Annotated in this window: 13 protein-coding genes; 9 read left to right on the top strand and 4 right to left on the bottom strand. The window is 41.0% G+C overall.

The window, feature by feature from the left end; translation table 11 throughout:
• Positions 1-29 precede the first annotated feature (29 nt).
• From AABK40_RS07385 to AABK40_RS07405, 5 genes are all read left to right on the top strand, one after another.
• On the top strand, positions 30-1,625 hold the full coding sequence (locus tag AABK40_RS07385) for an ATP-binding protein (protein WP_338396617.1): 1,596 nt from the start codon (positions 30-32) through the stop codon (positions 1,623-1,625).
• Positions 1,626-2,272: 647 nt separating this feature from the next.
• The gene (gene purL / locus AABK40_RS07390; protein ID WP_338396618.1) at positions 2,273-5,968 is read left to right on the top strand and encodes a phosphoribosylformylglycinamidine synthase; all 3,696 of its coding nucleotides are present in this window, start codon (positions 2,273-2,275) and stop codon (positions 5,966-5,968) included.
• A gap of 194 nt (positions 5,969-6,162) precedes the next feature.
• Entirely contained in the window at positions 6,163-7,005 is an 843-nt protein-coding gene (locus tag AABK40_RS07395; protein ID WP_338396619.1) for an LA_2272 family surface repeat-containing protein, read from the top strand.
• Positions 7,006-7,241: 236 nt separating this feature from the next.
• A complete protein-coding gene (locus AABK40_RS07400; RefSeq protein ID WP_338396620.1) occupies positions 7,242-8,357 on the top strand; it encodes a YARHG domain-containing protein in 1,116 nt (371 codons plus the stop codon).
• 616 nt (positions 8,358-8,973) lie between these two features.
• Positions 8,974-9,261 (top strand): hypothetical protein, encoded by a 288-nt coding sequence (locus AABK40_RS07405; RefSeq protein ID WP_338396621.1) that lies wholly within the window; start codon positions 8,974-8,976, stop codon positions 9,259-9,261.
• A 901-nt stretch (positions 9,262-10,162) separates the two neighbouring features.
• Here AABK40_RS07405 and AABK40_RS07410 read toward each other — a convergent pair.
• Together AABK40_RS07410 and AABK40_RS07415 are read right to left on the bottom strand one after the other, a co-directional pair.
• Positions 10,163-10,573, bottom strand: coding sequence for a response regulator (locus AABK40_RS07410; protein ID WP_338396622.1), 411 nt, complete (start codon positions 10,571-10,573; stop codon positions 10,163-10,165).
• Complete coding sequence (locus AABK40_RS07415; RefSeq protein WP_338396623.1) at positions 10,566-14,084, bottom strand: chemotaxis protein CheB; 3,519 nt, start codon at positions 14,082-14,084, stop codon at positions 10,566-10,568. The genes AABK40_RS07410 and AABK40_RS07415 overlap by 8 nt, the downstream gene beginning before the upstream one ends.
• Before the next feature lie 174 nt (positions 14,085-14,258).
• Here AABK40_RS07415 and AABK40_RS07420 point away from each other — a divergent pair, with 174 nt between their 5' ends.
• The 4 genes from AABK40_RS07420 (at position 14,259) to AABK40_RS07435 (ending at position 21,733) form a co-directional block, all read left to right on the top strand.
• Entirely contained in the window at positions 14,259-18,299 is a 4,041-nt protein-coding gene (locus AABK40_RS07420) for a chemotaxis protein CheB (protein WP_338396624.1), read from the top strand.
• Positions 18,300-18,450: 151 nt separating this feature from the next.
• Positions 18,451-18,828: a winged helix-turn-helix transcriptional regulator gene (locus AABK40_RS07425; protein ID WP_338396625.1), complete on the top strand. Its 378-nt coding sequence runs from the start codon at positions 18,451-18,453 to the stop codon at positions 18,826-18,828.
• Positions 18,829-19,530: 702 nt separating this feature from the next.
• Positions 19,531-20,553, top strand: a complete 1,023-nt coding sequence (locus AABK40_RS07430) for a helix-turn-helix domain-containing protein (RefSeq protein ID WP_332919292.1) — start codon at positions 19,531-19,533, stop codon at positions 20,551-20,553.
• A 112-nt stretch (positions 20,554-20,665) separates the two neighbouring features.
• Positions 20,666-21,733: a J domain-containing protein gene (locus AABK40_RS07435; protein WP_338396626.1), complete on the top strand. Its 1,068-nt coding sequence runs from the start codon at positions 20,666-20,668 to the stop codon at positions 21,731-21,733.
• A gap of 105 nt (positions 21,734-21,838) precedes the next feature.
• Here AABK40_RS07435 and AABK40_RS07440 read toward each other — a convergent pair whose 3' ends face one another.
• The gene (locus AABK40_RS07440; RefSeq protein ID WP_338396627.1) at positions 21,839-23,893 is read right to left on the bottom strand and encodes a T9SS type A sorting domain-containing protein; all 2,055 of its coding nucleotides are present in this window, start codon (positions 23,891-23,893) and stop codon (positions 21,839-21,841) included.
• A 71-nt stretch (positions 23,894-23,964) separates the two neighbouring features.
• On the bottom strand, positions 23,965-25,539 hold the full coding sequence (locus AABK40_RS07445; protein WP_332919289.1) for a RagB/SusD family nutrient uptake outer membrane protein: 1,575 nt from the start codon (positions 25,537-25,539) through the stop codon (positions 23,965-23,967).
• Between the last annotated feature and the right edge of the window lie 6 nt (positions 25,540-25,545).

The raw sequence follows: 25,545 nt of genomic DNA on the forward strand, positions 1-25,545 counted from the left end.
TAAGCACCAATTCAAAAATGGATAATCCCATGAACCAACGAAAAGCATTACCGATCGGAATACAGACATTTGAAGACCTGCGAACCAAAGAGGCCGAATATGTTTATGTTGATAAAACACAGCATATCCATCAAATGGTTGCTTTACCCAAAGGCTATTACTTTCTCTCGCGTCCTCGCCGTTTCGGAAAATCGATGCTTTGTTCGACCTTTCAGTCACTTTTTGAAGGAAAACAGGAGCTGTTCGAAGGGCTTTACATTCATGACAAATGGGATTGGTCGCAAAGTTATCCTGTCATTCGAATTGATTTGAGTGGAATCAATTATAAGAACCTTGAGTCTGTAAATGATCAACTTGCTAATTCATTATTGAGAAACTGCTTAAAGCATAATTTATCATATGAAGACTTAGAGCTAAAAGGTGTAGGTCCAAAATTTGGTGAATTGATTGAAAAAATACACCAAAAATCGGGAAAGAAGATTGTAATCCTCATCGATGAATACGACAAACCCGTGCAGGACACCCTGTCCAGTGATGACCAGTTAGCAGCTAAGTCATTGGATGTTTTGCGTGGTTTTTATTCAGCGATCAAAGCCTCAGATCAATACATTCGCTTCTGCTTCATGACGGGTATAACCAAATTCACAGGCGTGGGGCTTTTCAGTGGGGCAAATAATTTTGAGGACATTACCCTTGATAGTCAATACGCATCCATTTGTGGTTTTACCCAAAAAGAATTGGAAACTTGCTTTGGAAACTATTTTGATGATGTCGATATGGAGGAGGTCAAGGCTTGGTACAATGGCTACAACTACCTTGGCGATAAGGTCTATAATCCATTTGACATTTTACTGTTCCTGAAAAAACAGGCGGATTTTGATAATTATTGGTGGGACTCAGGCCAGCCCACTTTCATCACTAAGATTTTTTCCAAAGGTGAAATGATGCCCTACCAATTGAGTAATATGGTTTTGCCATCGGAGGAGTTGAAGCAATTTAATTTGAACAACCTGAACTTGGTTTCTCTTTTATGGCAAGCGGGATATCTAACCATTGCTGAGCGCATCAAAGTGCCGATGCGTGGTTATCGTTACCGAATGGCTATTCCCAACAATGAAATTCAGGTTTCTTTGAATAATCTGTTTTTGATGGATCTGACGGGGCTCCGACAAAGCAATCAGCACCATAATTATAAAGCCTTTGATGCTATTTATGATCATCGATTAGGGGATTTCGAAAAAGCGATCAAGGCGATGTTTTCGGCGATCCCATACAATAATTATGTACAAAACAACATCGATAAATTTGAAGGCTATTACGCCTCAGTGATGTATGTTTATTTGATGGCTTTAGGCTTGAAAACCCACACCGAAGAAGCCACCTCCCACGGCAGAATCGACTTGGTCATGGAAACACCAACGCATATTTATGTCGTCGAATTCAAGGTGAATGCACCGAAGCCTGAAGGCAAAGAGAAAGGCGAAGCCATTCAGCAAATCCATGAGAAAAAATACTATGCGCCGTATCTAAATGATGATCGAAAAATCATTTTGATCGGAATGCACTTTAATGAAGCTGAGCGTAATTTGGATTGGTTTGAGGTGGATGATAGCGTGCAGGGTTGATAAATAAACCAAGGTTGAAACCTTGTCCTAACAGAGTCAAACCCATTAAAATGGGTTGGTCTTGCATTTCAAATGAGTTCCCATGTAAATATAGCAGCTTAAAGTTTAAGGAGGAATTCCCTATGTAATCCACACCAACCTGCTTCAGAAGGTTTCACGCTGTTAGCCCACTGCTTCAGCGGTGGTAAAAAAAGAGGGCAAACTAACAACACATGAGATATAATAATTATGCCTTTACAGAATAACCGTTATCCATCAAACATAAAATCGTGGTAATCCTGTAAATCAAGGTAATCATGGCCTAAAATACCCACACCAACCTGCTTCAGCAGGTTTTTGTATTGATAGGCCATTGCTTCAGCTGTGGTGAAAAACAAGCCGAAAGAAAAACACCCTCCTTCTTCAAATCAACGCACCCTTCAAACCAACCCTCCCCAAAAAATCACCCAAAAAAACGCTGCATTCCCTATTTTTAGGCCAAACAAGCTACTTTTCCATGCTAAAAATCATATTTAAAGCATCTATCGAAAAAAATATTTCCTTCGGCAGGTATTTTTATTAGCAAAAGCCCATATTCTATCAAATAAAGCCTTATTTTTGCCGCTTGAAGGAACAAATCCCTTAACCGTTCAAATTTTCTTATAAGGATGATCACATTCTATCAAGGCGTACAAAATAATTTTTTTGTAGTTGAAGCTCAAAAGCCTTTAAATGAGCAAGACTGCAATAAGTTGAAATGGTTGTTCGGAAATGCGAAAGCTATAGATCAAACCACAATTGAAGGGACGTTCATCGGACCGAGAAAAGAAATGATCACGCCATGGAGTACCAACGCCGTGGAGATCACTCAAAACATGGGGATCGAAGGTATCGTCCGCATCGAGCAATTCGAGAAGCAAGATGCTGAGGCTACTTTTGACCCAATGTTGCAAGCCAAATATGATGGATTAGATCAACAGGTATTCAATATCAGCAAAGCCCCAGAAGCGGTGGTTTATATTGAGGATATTGCCGCTTACAACAAAGCTGAAGGATTGGCTTTGAGTGCGGAAGAAATTCAGTACCTCGAAGGCCTGACCGAGAAGTTGGGGCGCAAATTGACCGATTCAGAAGTTTTCGGGTTCTCACAGGTGAACTCTGAGCACTGTCGTCACAAAATCTTCAACGGGACCTTCATCATTGATGGAGAAGAAAAAGAAGATTCCCTTTTCAAGATGATCCGCAAGACGTCCAATGAGCACCCAAACCATTTGGTGTCTGCTTATAAGGACAATGTGGCTTTTGTAAAAGGACCAAAAATGGAGCAATTCGCTCCTGCAACACAAGACAAACCTGATTTCTTCGAGACCAAAGAGATCGAATCGGTGATCTCTATTAAGGCAGAGACGCACAACTTCCCAACCACTGTTGAGCCATTCAATGGCGCGGCAACAGGTGCGGGTGGTGAGATTCGTGACCGTTTGGCAGGTGGACAAGGTTCTTTGCCATTGGCAGGAACGGCGGTTTACATGACGCCTTACTCTCGTTTGGAAGAAGCACGTAACTGGGAGAAAAACATCGCTCCGCGTCCATGGTTGTACCAAACGCCTATCGAAATTTTGATCAAAGCCTCTAATGGTGCTTCTGATTTCGGTAACAAATTCGGTCAGCCATTGATCACAGGATCGTTGCTGACTTTCGAGCATGAGGAGAACGACCGCAAATTAGGTTTCGATAAAGTAATCATGTTGGCGGGAGGTGTTGGTTTTGCCAAGCACGAGCATGCCTTGAAGAAAGCCGTTTCCAAAGGAGACCGCATCGTAGTGATGGGTGGTGACAACTACCGCATCGGTATGGGCGGTGGCGCTGTATCTTCTGTGGATACAGGAGAATTTTCTTCAGCGATTGAGTTGAATGCCGTTCAGCGTTCGAACCCTGAGATGCAGAAACGTGCCATGAATGCCATCCGTGCATTGGTGGAGTCAGATAAAAACACCATCATTTCTATCCACGACCACGGTGCTGGTGGTCACTTGAACTCGCTTTCTGAGTTGGTTGAAGAAGTGGGTGGAAAAATCGACCTTCGCAAGTTGCCTGTGGGTGACCCTACCCTTTCTGGCAAGGAGATCGTTGGTAATGAGTCGCAGGAACGCATGGGTCTTGTGATGAAAAAAGAAGACATTGACGAATTGATGCGCATCGGTGAGCGTGAGCGTTCTCCAATCTATGAGGTTGGTGAGGCTACGGGCGATATGCGTTTCACTTTTGAAGATAAACAAACGGGTGAAAACCCAATCGATTTGGACTTGGCGGACATGTTCGGTAACCCACCGAAAACGATCATGAAAGACCGTGCCAAAAACGAAAAATTTGCTCCTGTTGAATACAGCTCCGATAAACTTTTGGATTATCTTGTGGATGTCCTTCAATTGGAATCAGTGGCTTGTAAAGACTGGTTGACCAACAAAGTGGACCGTTCGGTTTCTGGTAAAGTTGCCAAACAACAAACTGCTGGGGCTTTGCAATTGCCTTTGAACAACGTGGGCGTAATGGCCATGGATTACAAAGGTAAAGGCGGTGTGGCTACGGCAATCGGTCACGATCCTGTTTCAGGTTTGATCGATCCAAAAGCAGGTTCTGTAAACTCTATTGCGGAATCATTGACCAACTTGGTTTGGGCACCATTGACGCACCAAATGAACGGTGTTTCTTTGTCTGCCAACTGGATGTGGCCATGTAAAAACGAAGGGGAAGACGCTCGTTTGTACGATGCCGTTAAAGCCGCTTCGGATTTCGCATGTGCTTTGGGTATCAATATTCCAACAGGTAAAGATTCGATGTCGATGACACAAAAGTACAAGGACGAAACCGTTATCGCTCCTGGTACGGTGATCATCTCTGCTGCTGGTGAAGTTGAAGACGTGAAGAAAGTTGTTTCTCCTGTATTGCAAAAAGGAGTGGACAAGCCAATCTTCCATATTGACTTGTCATCTGACGCTTTGAACTTGGGTGGATCTGCATTCGCGCAAGCGCAAAACAAATTGGGTGATTCTGCTCCTACCGTTAAAGATCCTGAATACTTCAAGAAAGCTTTCAACGCCATCCAAACGTTGATCATGGAAGACAAAGTGGAAGCAGGACACGATATTTCTGCGGGTGGTTTGATCACTGCTTTGTTGGAAATGTGTTTCGCTGAGCAAAACTTGGCTGCTGATGTGGACTTGACTGGTTTGGAAGAAGAAGACTTGATCAAAGTATTGTTCGCAGAAAACAGTGCGGTATTGCTTCAGGTAAATGATGAAGCTTACGTAACGGAGTTCTTCGAAAAAGCGGGTATCAAAGCGACATTGATCGGTATTCCTGTAGAAGATAAAGAATTGGCGGTTCGCAATGGCGGCACTAAATTCTTCATCCCTGTTCCTGAATTGCGTGATGTATGGTTCAAAACTTCTTATTTGTTGGATCGTCACCAATCAGGTGAAGAGTTGGCGTCTGAGCGTTTTGATTCTTACAAAAACTCGCCACTACGTTTCACTTTCAATACTGAATTCACAGGTAAGTTAGCTGATTACGGATTGACGCAAGACCGCAAAGGTAAGTCAGGCGTTCGTGCAGCGATCATCCGTGAAAAAGGGGTGAACGGTGACCGTGAAATGGCTTACTCAATGTTCTTGGCAGGTTTCGATGTGAAAGATGTTCACATGACCGACTTGATCGCAGGACGTGAGACTTTGGAAGATGTAAACTTGATTGTTTTCGTTGGAGGTTTCTCTAACTCAGACGTTTTGGGTTCTGCCAAAGGTTGGGCTGGTGCATTCTTGTACAACCCGAAAGCCAAAGAAGCTTTGGATAACTTCTTCGCTCGCCCTGATACCTTGTCGTTGGGTGTGTGTAACGGTTGTCAGTTGATGATCGAGTTGGGATTAATTAACCCTGACCACGAAGAGAAAACAGCCATGCTTCACAACGAATCAGGTAAATTTGAGTCTGGCTTCGTGAACATGACCATCCCTGAAAACAATGCCGTGATGTTGAACAGCTTGTCTGGTTCACGTTTGGGTGTTTGGATCGCTCACGGTGAAGGTCAATTCTCTTTCCCTTATGCCGAAGAGTCGTACAACATCGTTGGTAAATATGCTTACGAGTCATACCCTGCCAACCCTAACGGTTCAGACTTCAATACCGCAGCGGTTGCTTCACACGACGGTCGCCACTTGGCAATGATGCCTCACTTGGAGCGCGCGATCTTCCCATGGAACTGGGCACACTACCCTGCTTCTCGCAAAAACGACGAAGTATCCCCATGGATCGAAGCATTTGTAAATGCCCGCCAATGGGTTGAAGCACAAACCCAAGAGAAATAATACGAACGTATTTAACATAAATATAAATCCCCTGCTTCGGATGAGGCAGGGGATTTTTTTGTTTTTGGAAGGATGGCTTTCGTTTAGGGGAAGAATAATTATCGAAATATTCGAACAATCTTTTGATCAAGGTTTAGCATAGCTATATTATATAAATTAATATAAATCCATTGATTAAGTTTAGATTCATAAAAATGAAACAGATATTAGTCTTAACTATTTCCTTATGTATCTCATTTTCAGTAAAAGGCCAAAAAGCTCAAACTCCAAAGGTCAAAAATATTTTTTGGGTTCAACCTAATAATGTTTCAAAAATTAATGGAGTAGCCTTAGGACCATTTAATAGTTCAAGCTGGAGTGATCATGACCATTTAATGGTAAATGGCCTTAATATAGAATTAATAGGCAATGGTTTATGGGGATATTTTCTTCCCCACCCATCGTTCCCTGAGACTAATTATAATACCGTAAATGGAATTAGTTTATCACCAACATATTTTGGGGGAACCAATAACGGGATAACCTTATCAGCACTCACAATAATGTCCAACATGAATGGATTAAATTTAGGGCTATTGTCTCGCGTCAATAACATGAGTTCTGGAATCAATTTTGGTTTTATGATGGTAAAGAGTGAAAAGATGAAAGGAGCTCAAATTGGATTTTTCACCAATGCAAGAGATGGTAAGGGGCTTTTTTTAGGGGGAATAGCAATGAGTAATAAAATGAAAGGAGTTCAAATTGGAATTTTTAACCATGTACAAAAAGGAAATGGTCTATTTATTGGTGGGTTTGAATGTAGCGCTGATACATTGAATGGAGTAAGTGTATCAATGGTTAACCTTACCGATTCCACTCATAAAGGACTTCAAATAGGTCTTTTCAATTACGCTAATAGCTTAAACGGAACTCAAATTGGATTAATTAATTATGCAAAAGATGCGAAAATACCTTTCACATTATTTTTTAACAGAAATCGAAAAAAGAAAAAAGCACTTATTAATAGAGGTTCTGACAATGTCACAAGCCTTCCTTAAGAATCAAAAAAGGACTTTCTCATAGATATTAAATCCCCTGCCTCGAATGAGGCAGGGGATTTTTTCTATTTTTGGGGAATACCCTTCATTTATGGGAATAAAAATTATTGAAATAATTGAATAATTTTTTTTGGTTGGGTTGATATGATTATATTAATTAATTCATTTTTAAGAAGATAAAGACAAAAACATTGGCAATCCATTTATTTTGTGATTCCATGTAAACCTAAAAGGAAATGAAATACATTTTTTTGATTGTTCTAACCATTACCGCCCTTTTTGCAAAAGCCAATGACGGTGTGTTTTACGCATCAGGAAATCAGCTTATTCCTATCCAAGAAACCGACATCAGTATAACAAAAGAGATACTTAAAATAGAACGTACAACTAACAATCAATTTTTAGTAACAGTCAACTACACCTTTAACAACCCGAAAGATCAAAAAGAACTCTTGGTTGGGTTCGAAGCACCATCCCCTGCTGGAGATGTTGATGGAACACCTAAGAATGGACAACACCCCTATATGACCGACTTCAAGGTTATCTTTAATGGACAACCTCTTCCCTTCCAATCTTCTATCGTCCATACTGAAGAATATTTCAAAAATGGCCAAATTCAAGGCTTAACTGAACAAGAAGCTAAAGGAGATAACTTCAATAAAAATGAGCCTAATTTCTTCTATGTTTACCATTTTAACACAAAATTCAAGAAGGGAATAAATACCATTAAACACAGCTATAGAATAGACATTTCAGCTCACTTCAATACCATATTTGAACTTCATTACCTTTTAACTCCTGCAACGCGGTGGGCAAATAAACAGATCGACGACTTTACCCTAATTCTTGATTTAAGTGATTACTATGACTATCTAATTGAGCAAACATTTTTTACTGGTTTCCAAAATTGGACGGGGGCCACTAAAATACTTAATTCAAAAAAACAATCATCCTTCTCTGAAATATCTAAACCAATAAGAGTAATCACGGGACATAATCCTGTTGTATTCAAACAGAAAAATTTCTCACCCAAAGGGGAGCTTGTTATTTACGCTACCACTGACATGGAATTCCTTATGTCAAAATCATTCGATCATACAACGATGGATATTCCGTTCAATGTGAAAAATTTCATCCACAAATTTGAAACAAAAAATGAGGACTCATACAAAATCCTAAGAAATCTCCCTTTCGCTCGAAGAGGTTATGTCTTTAAAACACCCCTAATTCAACAATACTACGAAAAGCAAGAATGGTATACGGCGAACTCAAAATATAAAGCAAACATCAACCTTTTGACAGATACCGAGCAGAAATGGTTAAAGACACTGAAGCAAAAACATCAATTATAGACATGGAATCAATTGCTTGTCTTTTTAAATTGAAATTTTCTAATTCAGAACACTTTTAGGCTATCAAATATTTTTGAACTCTCGGTAGGGACGTTGCATCCAACGTCCCTACTGCGAGGTTTGACTTTTGCAAAATCACCACTCTCCGTATAAGTAATACCTAAAATATCAAAATAACCTTTTGGGGACCTTCAAATATGACTAAATTAATATAACATATATTTTTGCCTAACAAAATTTGGTAATGTGTTGGGTTTATGGAAAATCGACCTTTCGTCTACCTATGATTCGGATAAAATCTTAAAAAATGAACTCTAAATACACGATCCTATCAAATGTGATGTTAATTGGCCTATTCTTTATCCTCCGAGCTTCTATCATGAACTGGATATTTTTATTTGTCCTACTCATTTTCATTGAGATAATATTTGTATTCGTATTAATTTACAGGTTAATTTTCAAGAAGTATAGAACATTCCATAACCTAAAAATGACTGCCGTGCATATCTCTTTGATTGGGGCCATGTATTTCTCCATAGGTGATTATCTTTCAATAGGGTATCTTTCTATATACCATGCCAAAACAATCAATGTATTTCGTACCTATCATTCGATCATGCCATTAGAGAATAAAGTTAGTGGCTCATGGATTGTTGAAGATTATTCTTTAAAAAACAACCTGACTACAAAAGACTATATTTCGCTTTGTGAAAACTTTAATAAACTTAATCCTTGTCAATATGAGAATGGGTATTGTTATGTTGAGTTTGGAGGATTCCTTAAAAATTCTGGTGGATATTATTTTAAACTGAATGCTGAACAAGTCCCTCCTTTAGGCTTAGGCTATTCGAGAATAAACAAAACGAAAAAACTAACTGATGCTTGGGGGCTTTATAACTACTAATGAAATATCATCATGTACAAAAATCGATAAATAACAATGGACTTTTAAAGGTTTATTTGAGTATTTTAAATGATCATTGAGGTCAGCCTATCGCAAGTGTCCCATTCGTGATAACAACAATTAAACCCGCAACTAATCACGAAACGGAGTCTCGCGATAGAGAACCACTATTGATTTGTATAACAGCTGATCGGGTAAACCATAACCTTTTGTTAATTGAAGGGAATATGAGTTTCAAAAAATCTGTCGCGAGCGTCCCACCCTTAATAACAACAATTAAACCCGCAACTAATCACGAGACAGAGTCTCGCGATAGAGGACCACTATTGATTTGTATAACAGCTGATCGGGCAATCCATAACCATTGGTAAATTGAAGAAAGTATGAGTTTCAAAAAATATGTCGCGAGCGTCCCACCCTTAATAACAACAATTAAACCCGCAACTAATCACGAGACGGAGTCTCGCGATAGAGGACCACTTGATTTGTATAACAGCTGATCGGACAATCCATAACCTTTTATAAATTGAAGGAAATATGAGTTTCAATAAAATCTGTCGCGAGCGTCCCACCCTTAATAACAACAATACCCACAATTAACACGAGACGGAGTCTCGCGATAGAGGACCACTATTGATTTGTATAACAGCTGATCGGGCAAACCATAACCTTTTGTTAATTGAAGGGAATATGAGTTTCAATAAAATCTGTCGCGAGCGTCCCACCCTTAATAACAACAATTAAACCCAAAACTAACACGAGACGGAGTCTCGCGATAGAGAACCACTATTGATTTTTATAACAGCTGATCGGGAAATCGATAACCATTGGTAAACTGAAGGAAATATGAGTTTCAATAATCCTGTCGCGAGCGTTCCGATCGTGATGCCGACCAAGAAAACTACAAGTGCAATTTAGCATTAATTGCACTCACAAAATCCTGCTCTCCTATTGGTTTGTTGATCAATTTCTTGACCATCGGATAGTCCTTTGATTTCCGAACATCGGAATAACTTCTGCTGGTGGTGAGTAAAAAAATGCAAACATCAATCGGGTATTCTTCTTGCATCAAGCGCAATTCGTCCAATACATCCCAAGCCGACATCCGTGGCATATTTATATCCATGAAAATTAAATCAGGGAGTTCTCGCTTGGTCAGCAAAATATCTTTCAACTCGTTAATTAAATCCTCTCCGTTTAAAAGTGTGACAATATCCCCATCAAAGCCTGTTTTCTTTATCACGATGGAATGATAAAAATTATCTGCTGGGTTATCATCCACCAGAAACACACTTCTAATTAGATCATGCATTATTTATATATTTAGGTAAGGTGAAAATAAAGGTACTTCCCGTTTCACCATCTGACACTACGCTTATTTTTCCTCCATGCGATTCAACAATTTTCTTACAATAAGCCAAACCAATGCCTGTCCCCTCATAGTCTGCTCGATTGTGTAAGCGCTGAAAAATCATAAAGATTTTTTCGTGATATTTTTCTGCTATTCCAATGCCGTTATCCTTTACAAACACTTCAACATAGGAGGCATAATTCTTCACTTCAATTTGTATTCGAGGGTAAACATCTGTTTTTCTGAACTTGATGGCGTTATTCAATAAGTTCTGAAAAAGTAACTTTACCTCAATCCCGCTCCCCCAAATAATAACTGAGGATTCGGGGTAAATAATCCTTGCCTGAGTTTCAGCAATCGTCAAAGAAAGGTCCGATTCAGCCTCCTGAATCATTTCCACCAAATCCACTTCTTCATAAGCGCGTTTACGCCCAATTCGGGAATGTTCCAACAATCCCTGCACCTGATCGCTCATTCGGGCAGAAGCCTGATCAATAAAGGAAAGGTATTGCTTAAGTTCGGCATTATCAGCTATATCTTCATTTTTTTCTATTAATTTTGCAAAATTAATAATGGTACGCAAAGGTTCTTGCAAATCATGCGAGGCGATATAAGCAAATCTTTCCAGATCTGCATTCGAACTTTCCAGCTGTGTTTTGGCTTCTATAATTTCCGTAATATCAGTACTGATAATATAATATTCCTGGATATGACCTCCTACAATGACAGGAGAAATCACATTGGTATAATGCTTCACCCCATATAGACGATGATCAAAATGATGATCAAAGGTGAAGTTTTGGCCTGTCAAATTGACTTTTTTGAAAAGAAAAGGCAAATCTACAATCTGTAAATCCTCTACCACTTCTAAAAAGTTCAGGCCCATTAAATGCCGCTGATTATTATTCCAGATATTTTTATTGCAAAAAGAAATGCGTCCGTGCAAATCTACCGTCGTGAAACAGGTAGAGGTCGCAGAGATCAAAGAGGACAGCTTTTTCTCCTTTGCCTGCACCTTATTTTGCTCCTTTTTAAGTTCATCTATATCAATAAAAGTAACAACAACTCCTTCCGCTACACTATATTCGTTAATACTTGGGCAAACCTTACGTAGGTACCATTTTTTGTTTTCTAACTGAATTTCGTCTTCATAAACCTCCCTCGACGAAATAATGCCATACAAGAAGGATCGCAATCCCAAAGCTTTATGCAAAGCGGCCAAATCCTCGTAACACCTGCCCAAATCCGATTTCTGAATCCCGAAAAACTGCTCCATCAGTGGTGAGTAACGCTTGATCTCCAGTTCCCCATCCAGAAAAACCGTCCCGATATTACTGTTCCGCATCAGGCTCATCATATCGGAATTCAGCTGCCGAAGCTCCAGATTCTGATCATGGAATTCAGAATTCACGGTCATCAGTTCCGCATTCAGGCTTTGTAATTCTTCATTGGCGGTCTGAAACTCCTCATTGGACAGTAATAATTTTTCGTTGACCTCATGTAATTCCGTGGAAGCCTTTTGTGCCTCCTTTCGGATAATGTCAGCACTCAACTGGGTTTCAAACAACTCATCCCTCAATACTTGATGCATGTAATCTCCATGCTTATTGAGGTCCATTGCTGCCACACTGTTTTTACTTAATGTGGTTGGCATAATACAAATGATAAAACTCAATAGTTTACCATCATTAAAAAATGCTTTCAGGTAGATGTCCGTCGCCTGATGGTTAATCATGGCGTGAGTAATAAATTTCTGGTCCTCCTCTTCGCTCAATGCCTCCAACTGCAAAAAGAGGATTTCAAGTAAGTTCGGAGGGAAAAAGTGATTGATTTTCTTCCCAGGAAAAAATTTAAAATTCGGGAAATATTCCTGAAAAGAGTTATTAAACTTAATTAATTCAAAAGAAGATGAAAAATAACTTATACCTACATTTATAACTTTTGGAAACTCTTCCTGAAACCAATGATTTAACTTTTCATGTGCATCAATATTCAGCGTTTCTATATATCTGTCCAGTAATTTGTCTTTATCAACAGGCTCTCCTGTCGGGTTATGGTTCACCCCTTCCACCCTATAGAGTTCAAGCCGCTTAAAGATTTTACGCAAAGTTTTAAAGCCACCCAAAGGCTGAGCTAAAAAGCTTTTATCTTCTACGCTCATATAAAAATAAGCCCCCTTTTTTAGGGCAAATTCCAGCGATTTTACGGCAAACTGATATTGAACCGCAGGCATTTTGGATAACTTAAAGTTACATACCACGGCATCCAGATTGCTCAAAGGCGCATCAATTCCCAACTGATTGGTGTTGAAAAATAGCGTGGAGGCCACCTCTTTCTTTAGGATTAACCGATGTCTTCCAAAGGCAAAATAGTCCTTGAAATCTGAAATATTCAGCCCTAAAACATCCTGACTATAAAGCTTATTCAGATTAACTTTAAATAACTTATCTGTATCATGATCTGAAATGAAGATCTTGTAATTAAGCGGGATTCGTCGACGTTGATTCGCCCTGTACATGGCAATGGCAAACTGAAAAATCACCCATGAATCTGTAATGCCCAAAATCCAGACTTTCATCTGGTGCCCTTCAAAATTCCTGAACCAATGATCGATCAGTGTTGAGAAATTATAACTGTTAATCTTATTCAGCTTGGCACAGGCGCGTTCCTTGATCAGGCGGCCAATAAAGCCCACCTCATCGGGGTGGCTCATTACATACTTTCTGTAGTTGGAGTTCACTCGGTAAGAGAGGCTTTTCTTACGCTCCTTTAGGCATCCCAATAACTCCTCAATAGTTACTCCCCCCTCTATACTGATTTCATCTATAATTATTTTAAGAAGATGAAGCAGTTCCAAATTCTCAGAATAACTGATCGAACGATCAACAATCCCCTGCCCTCGATGAACTTCCAGAAAGGTCATGATCTGCTCAACATCAAGCGCACCATCATCACTATTGGCATCATTTTGCACCATCTCCAAATCCGTTTCCACCGCTACATTTTCAGCTATAGCCGCACCAATCGTGAGGCCGCCGTGGTGCTTTACCGCCTGCAATCCTTTTGCGCCATCTTCACTATGGCTGGCCATGAGTATCCCTACGGCTGACCGCTTTTTCTCCTCTGCCAATGAGGTGAAAAACTCATCGATAGGGTGCTTATATTGCCCAAGATCAGCAGAAAACAAACGCAGAGAAGCCCCTTCAATTTTGGCAAATTTACCGACAGGACATACATACACATGACCGATTTTAAGTTTTGTACCATCCTCGGCAATCGCTACAGGAAATTTACTGATCTCCGTCAGTTTGTCTGCCAGGTCGGTTTGCTGATGCGTCGGTAAATTCTGTACGACAATCAATACATCAGAAAACGAAGCTGGCAATGCGAGAATGAACTTTTCTACGGCTTGCTCGCCTTCAGCGCTTGCACCCAAGCCAATGGTGTATATCGGTTTTGTAAGACTGTTCATATAGTTCGATGTTGTACTTTCAAAGTAATCAAGTCTTTAAAAGAAAGCAAACAAGGTGAATTAAAAGCCACCATTTTATTACATAAAAACAATAATCAGCCAAACACTATCTATGTTCACATGAATTCATTACATTGGCTTTAATCATAAAAATAAAATATTAAAGTATAGATCATGAACAAAACCCAAACAGAAAAATCCTACGCCCCACACGAAATCAATCCTCAGGATTTCCAGGTGATTGGTATAGGCGCAAGTGCTGGAGGTCTGGAAGTTCTTAAGGAGTTTTTTGATCACCTGCCAAGGGAGTGTCCGCACAGTTTTGTGGTCATTCAGCACCTGTCGCCAGATTATAAGAGTCTGATGGCGGAGCTATTGGCTAAAAACACCGACATCCCTGTGAAAGAAGCAGGAGATGATGAGGAAGTGCTTCCCCGCACGATTTATCTGATTCCCCCAAAGAAAAATATGACCATCAGCGATAACAGGCTGTGGTTGTCCGATAAACCTTTGGGCTTCGATGCTGCACACCTCCCAATAGATATATTTTTCCGTTCCTTGGCCGCAGACAAAAAAGACCGCGCCGTGGGCGTGATTCTTTCTGGCTCGGGCAGTGATGGTACTCAGGGCGTGCGAACGATCAAAGAGGCCGGTGGTATGGTGATGGTTCAGAATCCTGAGGAGGCCAAATTTGATGGCATGCCCAAAAGTGCGATCAGTACGGGGCTGGCGGATACCATCCTCCCTATTCAGGATTTGGCGAGTGAAATGCTGAACCTGATTCAGTTGCCCAAAAGTGAAGACGGTGCTGAGAAGCAATTGCTAAACGATGAAAATTCCCTGGACAAAATCCTGACGCACATTTGTAATGTGTCCTCGCTGGATTTCAGTTCCTATAAAAGACCCACGCTTATTCGCCGGATTTCCCGACGCATGGGCATGGTGGGGAAATCTACGCCCAAAGAATATCTGGCCTACGTTTACCAGCACTCTAATGAGGTGGATTTACTGGTCAATGAATTTTTGATTGGCGTTACCCGCTTTTTCCGTGATGAGGCTGTTTGGTCTTATTTTAAGGATGAAATTGTACCGAACCTGATCAAGGGCGCAAAATCCTCTGGAGAATCGATCAAAATTTGGTCCGTGGGTTGTAGTACAGGAGAAGAAGCCTATACTTTGGCGATGATCATTCGTGAAGAACTCGACACGCTCGGATTGCAAATCGATGTGAAGATTTTCGCCACTGACCTTCAGAAACTCCACCTGGATGTGGCCCGAAAGGGGGTTTATCCACTCTCCACAGTGGCCGACATTCCCAAGTCCTATATCAAGAAATATTTCCGTGGCCAAGGCGACACCTTTAATATTGCCGAGAACATTCGTAAAATGGTCATCTTTTCGGAACACAATATTCTGAAAGATCCGCCATTCAATAAAATGGACTTGGTGGTTTGCCGAAACATGCTGATCTATTTGCAAACTGCGGCGCAGAACAAAGCCATTGGACTGATGCATTTTGCCCTCAAACTCAATGGTTACCTCTTGCTCGGTTCTTCCGAAACGGTAGGCGAACTGAAGGATGTGTTTGCTGAGGTCGATCGCAAATTCAGAATATATGTTAATAAAGAAGCCAGCAGACAATTGACCAGCGATAAGCTTCCCTATCATAATATCAACAGATCCATCAATCAGCGCACTGCTGCAGGAGATAAAAACCTGACGGTGGAGAAAAAAATGACGGAGTCTTTCAATTCCATCATTTCCAGAAAATTAGACATTGCGGGCGTTTACCTCGATGAGAATTACAATATCATTCATGCCATCGGGAAATTCCGCCACTTTATAGAATTCCCCGAAGAGGGCTTCAGCACCAATGTACTGAAAATGTTGCCCAACCAGCTTTCTATGGCCGTAAGTTCTGCCAGCAGGAAAGCCCTTAGGGACAATCAGGAGGTTGCTTACCTGAAAATTAGGTACACGCACAAAGACCAGGTCCTGACGGTGGATGTTTATGCGAGCCCTTTTGAAGTGCCCAATATTACGAGCCGAAAACTGGTACTGGTCACCTTCATTCCGCAAACCACAGTACAGGAATTATCTACCTCCGATGACGAGACCCATTATGTAATGGGTGACCAGCACCGTACGCAGAAACTTTCTGAACTTGAGGAAGAACTCGCCCGCACCAAAGAAGATCTTCAAAATACTATTGAGCAGGTAGAAACCAGTAATGAAGAATTACAATCTACCAACGAAGAGTTGCTGGCTGCCAATGAGGAGCTTCAGGGAACCAACGAAGAGTTGCAGTCGGTGAATGAAGAATTGCACACCGTAAACAGTGAGCATGAGCTTAAACTGGAAGAGGTTGGTGCGCTGAAAGCAGAGATTGACAATATCCTGAAAAGTACTGAAATCGGTATTATCTTTCTCGATACAGACAATAGAATCAAGAAAATTACGCCTTCGATCCGTGAGCAATTCAACTTGCAGGAAAATGATATCGGGCGACCAATCACTCACTTTACCTCCAATTTTGTAGATAATGAAGTCATTTCCATTACAGATGAAGTGAAGGTGGTTAGTGAGACCCATAAAGTTCGACAGGCGGAGGTAAAAACTAACGACGGACAATGGTACTTGCAGCGAATCCTGCCATTTGTGGATTCTGACGGCAAAAAAGATGGGGTCGTGATCACCTATATCAATGTGACCGAAAGCAAAGAAATGGACTCCAAATATGAAAATCTGGAGAAACTGCTCGATGTTACCCGTGATGCTTTAATCACGGTGGATCTTGATGGCACTATTTTGGGTTGGAATGAAACCGCCAAAGATATTTACAAATTCTTGCCTGCTGAAATTATCGGTAAGCCGATCTCGACGATCTATTCCGAAGAATCGGAAAAAGTCATGCGGGAAATGTTTAAGAATTTGGCGAACAATGGGGCTAATCAAAGTTATCGCACCAGACACAGCAATGCGGAAACAGAGAATATTGAGGTGCTGATTAAACCCACCATTTTATTTAACAAAGACAACCAAATCAGCGCCTACTCGCTCAGCATTAAAGACCTGACGGAAGAAAATACCCTCCGCCAGTCGTTAGCTGAACAAAAACAACAGTACAAAGCGCTTTATGAATCGAGCCCTGACATGTTATTGAGCGTGGGCACCAATGGTCTGATTACCAATGTCAATCAAAAGCTCTTCACTCGCTTAGGCTACAAAAATAAAGATGAAGTGGTGGGCATGCAAGTCTTCGATATTTATGCCGAGACCTCCAGAGCCATCGCCAAAAAGTGCTTTGAAAGGTTCATGAGAAATGAAAAAGTACACAATGAGGAGCTCACCGTTCTAACCAAAGAAGGCTACCCAGTCCCTGTACTATTAAGTGTAGAGCCTGTTTTGGATGAAAATGGCGAAATTTCACACAGCAATAGCGTTTGGCGGGAAGTTTCCAGTTTAAGCACCCAGCAAGGGGCAGAATCTTTATTGGAAAAAGCCTTTAAAACTGTTAATGCTGAATGTATTATTCTGAGCAGCGAGCTCAACATTATTTACAGTAATGATGAACAAAAAATCCCTTTAGGCAATCCAGAGAAATTATTCTCGGACAAATATTGGGAGACCTGCAAAAAGCAAATTGAAAATGCGATTGAGCAGAAGCAGGAAGTAGTATTTGAGACCCTTGAGAATTTCTCGAGTAAAGATTTAGAAGTTCAAATTCTGAAAACTTATGTTACGCCTGAGTTTAATGCGCAGGGTAAAGTGAAATGGATTTCTCTCATGCGCTCAGATATTTCTGATAAGTGGATGAACCATGAAAAGCTGAAATTAAAATCAGAATTCCTTTCTGTAGTCAGCACCGAAAATCGGGTAGGTTTCTTTGAATGGGATTTAAAAGATACCATCATCTGGGATCAGGTTACAGAGGAAATCTTCGGTTATGGCCCTAATGAGTTCAGCGGAAGTTATGCCGACTACCTCACCCTACTTCACCCTGATGATCGTGAGTATGTAAACACAACCAATAAGAAAATAGAGGATGTGGATGATACTGAGGACATTTATGAGGGAACGCATAAAATTATCCGTGCCAACGATAAGGCGGAAAGAAGGGTTTATTTTAAATCCAGGATTCTCGAAGGCCCAGAAGGTAAACCCATTAAATTGCAGGGTATTTGTTGGGACATTACCGATGAAGACCAAGAATAATAATAACGAATACCCATCAATTTTTTGATGGGTATTTTTCTGCCCCAACAACTATACTTTTGATAGTTACATAAAATTATATAGCTTTGTACTGAACAATAATAAGCAGCAGCTAAGTTTTGCTAAGCGTTACTGAAAATCACTTTAAGTTATGGCAACAATCGACAATACTTCAGAAAAACCTTCCTATCATTTCAATGGTAAAAAATACCCTTGTTGCACAAGTTTAACCATGGGAATTATTGGCGGAAAGTGGAAAACGGTCATTTTATACCACCTGATGGATGGTCCACTGCGCTACAATGTTTTGCGCAAAACAATGGATGCCGTTTCTGAAAGAACACTGAGCCTGCAATTGAAGGCCCTTGAAGAGGACGGCGTCATTTCAAGAAAAGTATATACTGAAAAGCCACCAATGAAGGTGGAGTATGCTTTTACTGACTTTGGAAAAAGCCTGATTCCCCTCATCTCTGCAATTGCCGACTGGGGAAATTTTGCCGTCAAAGAAAAATCACTCCGCCTGATTTAGCATCAAAACGGAAAAGGTTTCCCTGCAAAATAGGCAGACCAATATAGAAGTAGGCGGTTTTTATAGGGGCGTAACATGAAACGTCCCTACCACGAGGCAAAAAAATAATCGACAGCGCCTACTTTAGAGGCTATAACCTTAGTCGGGGGAAATGTAATCCGTGGACAAAAAAACACCAAGATGCATTCACCGCCTGAGGTTGCAGCCCAATTCTATTGTCCGAAAAAGATTCAGGAGCTTTCACCTCCCCTATCCTAAATCGCCAATAATCACTCCCGCACAATGGAGGCTACGAATCTGAAATTTCGGCACGCCTGAATTCATAAATTGGATACTTCAAATACATCTTCCGTTTCCCATCAAAGAGCATTAGACATTAAAACTCATTCAAATCGCCTTAAAATGGCCACAAAGCTAAATTAAACGAAAAGAAAAAAGACGCAAACACATTTAACTTAAGAGCTATTTTTTAATATTTTTTGAAGAATGTAGCGGAATATTTTCTATTGATTGCCCAAAAAAGAGATTTTGGAATTGAAAGAAAACGATATTTATGTATATTCTAATGCCTTTCGAGGCAACCATATTTTTTTTATTCAACCATCCCCCCAATTAATAACTATGACAATAGCTCTATTTTTTTGGTCATTTTTACAATGTACCCTAACTGGCCTTGCCATCACCTATTTTAAAAAAACCAAGTTGAATTTAATTTTAGCAGGCGTATTCTTAACCATGGCGCTGAACATCCTGCTTCAATATTACTTTCGATTTACAAATCTAAAATTTGAACAACCCCAATTACTATTTATCTGCGATGTACTGGATTTGATGCTCCCGAGCTTCATTCTATGGTACTCCACTTGCCTGTATGGCAAAGCCCCTACCAAAAAACATTTATGGTATTTCTTACCGCCTTTTGTTTCGCTGATCATCAATACCTCTTATGTATTGCTTGCGCAAGATTTCAGCTTTAGAATTTTTATTGGCAGCCACCTTCATGTTACACTTTTAACCGCTATCGTGGGCTGGAAAGCCTTTGTTCTGTACCGCATTCACCAAATGTACCATCAGGTTAAGGACAAGGTCAATCCAAAACAAAAAGATGACTTGCTATGGCCAAAAATGCTGATCGGCTTTGAGGCTGTGATCCTTTATATTGCGGTATTGCAATTGTGCTACCATACCCTAATTGCACCTTTTACCAATATTCAGCCCGAAAACATTATCTGGCAGCTGGTTCAGCTCAACTACATTATCTTTAATAGTTCGATCATCTTCCTGACGATGTTCTATGCCCTGAAATTCCCCAAATCATTTTCAGGTAAGGGCATCATTATTAAGGAAGAGAAGAAAGAAGGATTCGGTGAAAACCTTGATCAGTATTTGCCACAGCTCAATGAGCTTATTAATGAACAGAGCGTACATCTCGACACCGAACTCAATGAGCGAAAATTAGCGGAGAAAATGCAAATTCATACGTATTTGCTTTCCAAAGTGCTCAACGAGGAGCTGGGGAAAACCTTCAGTGAATTTATCAATGAACACCGCGTGGAAACCGCCAAGACGATCATTGCCAACGATCATGAAAAGGCGTTCACCAACTATGCTATTGCCGTGGACAGTGGCTTTGGCTCAGAATCGGTTTTCTATGTGAATTTCAAGAAAATTACCGGCATGACTCCCCGACAATACCGAACACAACTGAGAAAGATGGCCTCCTAATGGTCGAATATCCATGATCTGTAATTTTAAAACTGATCATCAGCTATAAAACGATGGCCGCAGGTTTTTTGCCTGCGGCCATTTTTGTTACCTTCGCAAAAATCTACAAAGCATGAGCGAAGTTACCAAAAGAAAAAATGCCCCCCAGCCCTCCACTGCTGAAGGGCATGCTGCGAATCAGCAACGCTATCACGATTTATATCAGCAGGTCAAGCAACTCAAACTTGACAAAATCGCTCTTGAAGAAAAGTTAAATATTCTGATGGGACTTTACCTGAAAAAAGTACCCACGCTACGGCAACAAATTGCCATGGTACAATTGCAGATTGTTAAGCAATTGCATCAGGCCACCTTTCAACACTCCTTCAATAAACACCAGTTGCAGGCCATCATCGAAAAGATCAATCAACTGCTGGAACAGGTCCTTCCTTATGTAGAGACCACCGAGGAGGTGCGGATGATTTTCAACCTCAACAACGACATTACTTTTGAGGAAGCACTTCGCAAAACAAAAAAGGACTTTCTTGACAAAACGGCCGCCTACTTTTTCGAACAATATCAGCAAGCCCTGAATATCGGCGCCTTATCTGTTCATCTTGACGATGAATCTTTTGCTGACTTTCAGCAAAAAGTTTGGCAGTGGGTTCGCCTTCAGAAACAACAATTTGAAGCCCAGCAAACTTCCCTGACAGATGCTAAAAGTAAGGCCAAGCATGAAAGCCGACCAGCGGATCAGCCTGCACTGCGTCCTTTGTATTTATCGCTGGCGAAAGTTTTGCACCCCGACAAAACCCGCTCCATAGTTCCTGCGGAACAACGGGAACAAATGATGAAACAAGCCACCGCTGCCTACGCCAACAAGGACATCGACAGCCTGCTTGAACTGGAGCAGCGATATATTGGCGCTGCAGATACATTGAATGAAAGTCAGCAGGATAAATTTACGCAATATTGTGCATTGCTTGAGGCCCAGATAGAAACCCTGAAAAACGACCTTCAATCTCTTCCTTCCGCTCCCCGTTTTTATGCCGTAGCGGATTGCGCCTACCCCAGCCTAAAGAATGGCAAGAAGAAAATCAAGGAGCTTATAAAGTGGTATGAGCAACATGTATTCTTGCTGCAACTTCAGGCTACCGCCCTTCAGGAGAAAGCACAGGTTTTGGCCTTTGTGGCCTCGTAGCAGCAATAATGTTCATAAAGTCAGCATTTTCCCACCAAAAAAAGGCCGTCCCCGAAAGGGAACGACCTATTTTAAACAGCTTGCAGTATTGTCAGGTGGAAATGCTTAGTCCACAAATATCTTTTTAGTCATCAACTGACCATCCTGAACTACACGAAGAATGTACATTCCTGAAACAGTTGGTGCCGGCAATACAAAAGTATCTTTAGAACCAACTTCTACACGAATCAATCGTCCAGACTGACCGTACAAACCTACCTGAGCCTGACGAACGGTTGGCTTCTTGAAAGTTACTTCCAATTGGTTACCCGTTTTTGCTACATAAAAATCATTCGCATTGATTTCTTTGCCAGTGCTTGTGGTTACATCCAAAACGATTTTGATTTCAGCCGTTCTGTCTTTACCTACAACCGCACCTTCACCAGTACGAGCATCAAGCGTAAGGATCAAAGTTTCTTCCTCTTCGAAATCATCACCATCATTCAAAATTTTCAAAATGGCTGTATCAGAAGACGTTTCCCCTTTTTTGATCTCCAAACCATCTTTATCAAGATCAAAATCTGCATCGTTGATATCCTGACCTGAAACATCGAAGGTGATTTGTGTATCTGCCAAAGCCGCATTTTCGGTTTCCATATGCACATCAATCTCTGTTTCTTCAATTTCATTTCCTTCCTCCGCAGAAACAACGATCGACAAAGCAGGGAAATCATAATTGATCGTGAAATCTTCCTCAGAACTAATCGAACCTACACTATTTGCTGTAGTAACTTCAATTTTACCTGTAGATGCCCCTTCAGGAACCGCCACTTCGTATTTATTTTCTTCCACCATGCGGAAAGCTGTGGCATCCAAACCGTTAAACTGAATACTTTTCACATCATAAAGGTCTTCGCCAATAACGTAGATGTATCCATTTTCCGGCCCTTGAGTTGGGCTGACCATCGTAATAGAGGTCTCAGGAGCAGTTGCATGAAGTAAACCTGGAGAAGAAACGTCTCCACCCGCCGAACGGTGTATAGTTACTTGTGCTTTACCTTTATCGTCACCATCATTGACCATATCAGCACCTGCAGGTACTTTAAATTTAACGAAGGTTCCATTATCCGCCACTTCAAAATTTGTTTCTTCCTCAGTATTTACAATATCGATACCACCGAAAGACAATTTTGTAACATCAGTAAGACGAGCTCCATTTACCGTCACCCACTTTCCTACTTTTTGTGTTTCTGGATCCAAGTTAGTAATGTTCGCAGATCCTTCTTCATAACCTGTAATTTGAATATCATCAACTAAAATCGGGTTTTTTGGATCGTTGTAGTTGTACTTGAACTTAATCGACAAATTAGCCGTTGCAGGCAATTGATTAGGGTTCTTGTACATTTTCACTTTAGAGTAAACCGCATCAACAGGTGCATTACCAATAGAATTCCAGTCTCCACCATCAACGGCATAGAAGATTTCAAATCCATCATGTAACTGGCCATTCCAAGAAGACAAAGAGTAAGCCAATCGAATATTCTCATATCCTTCGGTGTTAATTCCTGTGATCGTGAACTCACTTTCTGCAGTTCCTAAACCTACAGTAAAAAGGCTTGAAAATGACTCGTAAAAACCTACCCAGATTGGCTCTCCGGCAGCATTTTCTCTTTCTTCTGGCATCCAGGCTACTTTTGCAGCACCCGTTCCCATATAATTCACTACGCCTTTGTTTCCAAAATTAGAAGTGTTTCCAATCGCCTCATTATTTGCAGGGCGACCATCTACTGGGCTTACAAATGGCTCATAGAATAATAATCTTTCCGTGCCAGAAACCTGACCTACAGGGTGAACTTTTTCTTGCGTGTTCGATCTTTTATCGCCATCCCAGCCAAAAAACATCTGCGCAGCAGTAACAGGTGCATCCTCAGGAACGGTAAGGATCACTTCCGAGTCTGTCTTTTCTTTTAGAGGAAAGGTTACCCCCTCAACAGTAGCCCATTGGAAAGCGGATAATCCCGAGCCACGAATAATAAAATCACTCCCAGGCATAAATCCTGGAGAAACATAAGTAACCGTTCCTTGTGCCATCGCTGAGAAGCTAACTGCAACAAGAAAAAATAGAGCAACTAAATGTTTTGCCCAGCTAAATGGGCGCATTGGTAAGTGTACTTTTTGCATGTCTAAAAAATTATAAGGTTGTGTATATTCGGGCAGATGTGCGATCACACCTGCCTGAATGTTTGTATATATTAAGGGTTCTGATCTGCATCTGAGAGATCAGGGTTACGCTGAATTTCTGCTAATGGAATACGGTAAAGCGTTTCAGGGCCATCCCAGCTAATATCCTGTGCTGAGCGACGAGAGAAGGTATGATAGGCCACCGAAGAATATTTATTTTCGATAATTGCATTATATGCACCCATTCTTTTCCAGTTGAAGAAACGCTCTCCTTCACCCACAAGCTCCAAGGCTCTTTCCAGGGCAATGATTTCCAACAGCTCTGCTGCAGGAGGCGTACTTTCAATTTGTTTCGCTCCACGAAGTTGACGCAAAAGGTTCAGGTCTCTTACGGCTGCTGATGCACCCCCTTCAAGAGCCAAACACTCCATACGGATCAAGAGTAATTCTGCCAGGCGAATAGAAGGCCAATTGACATTATTAGAGCCTTCCAACATGAATTTATTAAAGATGTAAACGGTATCTGCTTCTTGCCCTGGACGTGGATCCATTGGGGTTTCCTTCACAAACGTTCTCAAACGAAGGGTATCGGAATTTTTAAAATCCCCTTGTTCGTTCATGTAATTAAGCATAAACTCCTTGTTCATGAAAATATTTGAAGCCGCCCCTTTGACCAATTCCTTGGCTGTAGACATCAAGTTCAATGGTTCAGAGATCACATAGTTTGCCGTTGTATTTCGAAGGCCACTACCCGCCGCTAATGATGCACTTGTAAACAAATCTGTTACCGTATTGACATCCGGCACTTGCATTGCAGCTGGTGCAATTTCCGGCATATCGACAATCGACCCATAGGAATTACCGATCAGCTTTTCTACCGCTAAACGGGCCTCTTTAATTTTATTCATCTGGAACAAAACTCGCGCTTTCAACGCTCCTGCATCATATTTATTGGCACGATAACGGTAACCAATAAAGTCACTATGTAGCGCACTATTATAAGCCTGAGGAAGAGAATCCATTGCAATTTCCAAATCCTCCAATACTAAGTCGTAAACCTCCTGAACGGAAGCACGGCCACCTGTTGCAAAACCTTCTGCTGGTGCCGTTCTAAGGACAATACCAGGATCTGTGCTTGCTGTATTTGGATCGTATTGCTTACCATAATAGCGAACGAGCATAAAGTTGGTATAGGCTCTGATGAAACGTGACTCCCCTTCAAGGCGGCCACGCTGGCTTGCAAAAACCATATCTACAGGCTTATTATCCTCAGATATTTTGATAATCTGGTTCATTTGGTTGATGGCACTATAGCTATCATTCCAAAGATTGTCATTCCTGAACTCCGTACGGACATAATCATATCGGTTCTGGAAAGCGCCCAAAGTATTGGAATTTTCATCCAAACTTGCTTCACTGTAATCGGAGATCACCAATGCGTCAGGCACGTGGTTTTTCACTACGGCTTGCGCCCAAAATCTATACCCTTCTGCCAGTACCATTTCAAGGTTATAGGTACTTTTTTCGACTTCCGAACCCGGGAATTCTTCCGTCGACAATTTATCGTCGAACTGTACACATCCGCCCAACATGAGCGCTGCACAAAGAAGGCCAAATCCTTTACGTTTCTGATTAAAAAATTTCATATTCCT

The organism is Persicobacter psychrovividus, from assembly GCF_036492425.1.
GTDB lineage: Bacteria > Bacteroidota > Bacteroidia > Cytophagales > Cyclobacteriaceae > Persicobacter > Persicobacter psychrovividus.

What these genes read in the sequence shown, in the direction of transcription:
- AABK40_RS07385 (WP_338396617.1), top strand. Translation starts at nt 30, where the DNA reads ATGAACCAACGAAAAGCATTACCGATCGGAATACAGACATTTGAAGAC.
- purL (WP_338396618.1), top strand. Translation starts at nt 2,273, where the DNA reads ATGATCACATTCTATCAAGGCGTACAAAATAATTTTTTTGTAGTTGAA.
- AABK40_RS07395 (WP_338396619.1), top strand. Translation starts at nt 6,163, where the DNA reads ATGAAACAGATATTAGTCTTAACTATTTCCTTATGTATCTCATTTTCA.
- AABK40_RS07400 (WP_338396620.1), top strand. Translation starts at nt 7,242, where the DNA reads ATGAAATACATTTTTTTGATTGTTCTAACCATTACCGCCCTTTTTGCA.
- AABK40_RS07405 (WP_338396621.1), top strand. Translation starts at nt 8,974, where the DNA reads ATGCCATTAGAGAATAAAGTTAGTGGCTCATGGATTGTTGAAGATTAT.
- AABK40_RS07410 (WP_338396622.1), bottom strand. Translation starts at nt 10,573, where the DNA reads ATGCATGATCTAATTAGAAGTGTGTTTCTGGTGGATGATAACCCAGCA.
- AABK40_RS07415 (WP_338396623.1), bottom strand. Translation starts at nt 14,084, where the DNA reads ATGAACAGTCTTACAAAACCGATATACACCATTGGCTTGGGTGCAAGC.
- AABK40_RS07420 (WP_338396624.1), top strand. Translation starts at nt 14,259, where the DNA reads ATGAACAAAACCCAAACAGAAAAATCCTACGCCCCACACGAAATCAAT.
- AABK40_RS07425 (WP_338396625.1), top strand. Translation starts at nt 18,451, where the DNA reads ATGGCAACAATCGACAATACTTCAGAAAAACCTTCCTATCATTTCAAT.
- AABK40_RS07435 (WP_338396626.1), top strand. Translation starts at nt 20,666, where the DNA reads ATGAGCGAAGTTACCAAAAGAAAAAATGCCCCCCAGCCCTCCACTGCT.
- AABK40_RS07440 (WP_338396627.1), bottom strand. Translation starts at nt 23,893, where the DNA reads ATGCAAAAAGTACACTTACCAATGCGCCCATTTAGCTGGGCAAAACAT.
- AABK40_RS07445 (WP_332919289.1), bottom strand. Translation starts at nt 25,539, where the DNA reads ATGAAATTTTTTAATCAGAAACGTAAAGGATTTGGCCTTCTTTGTGCA.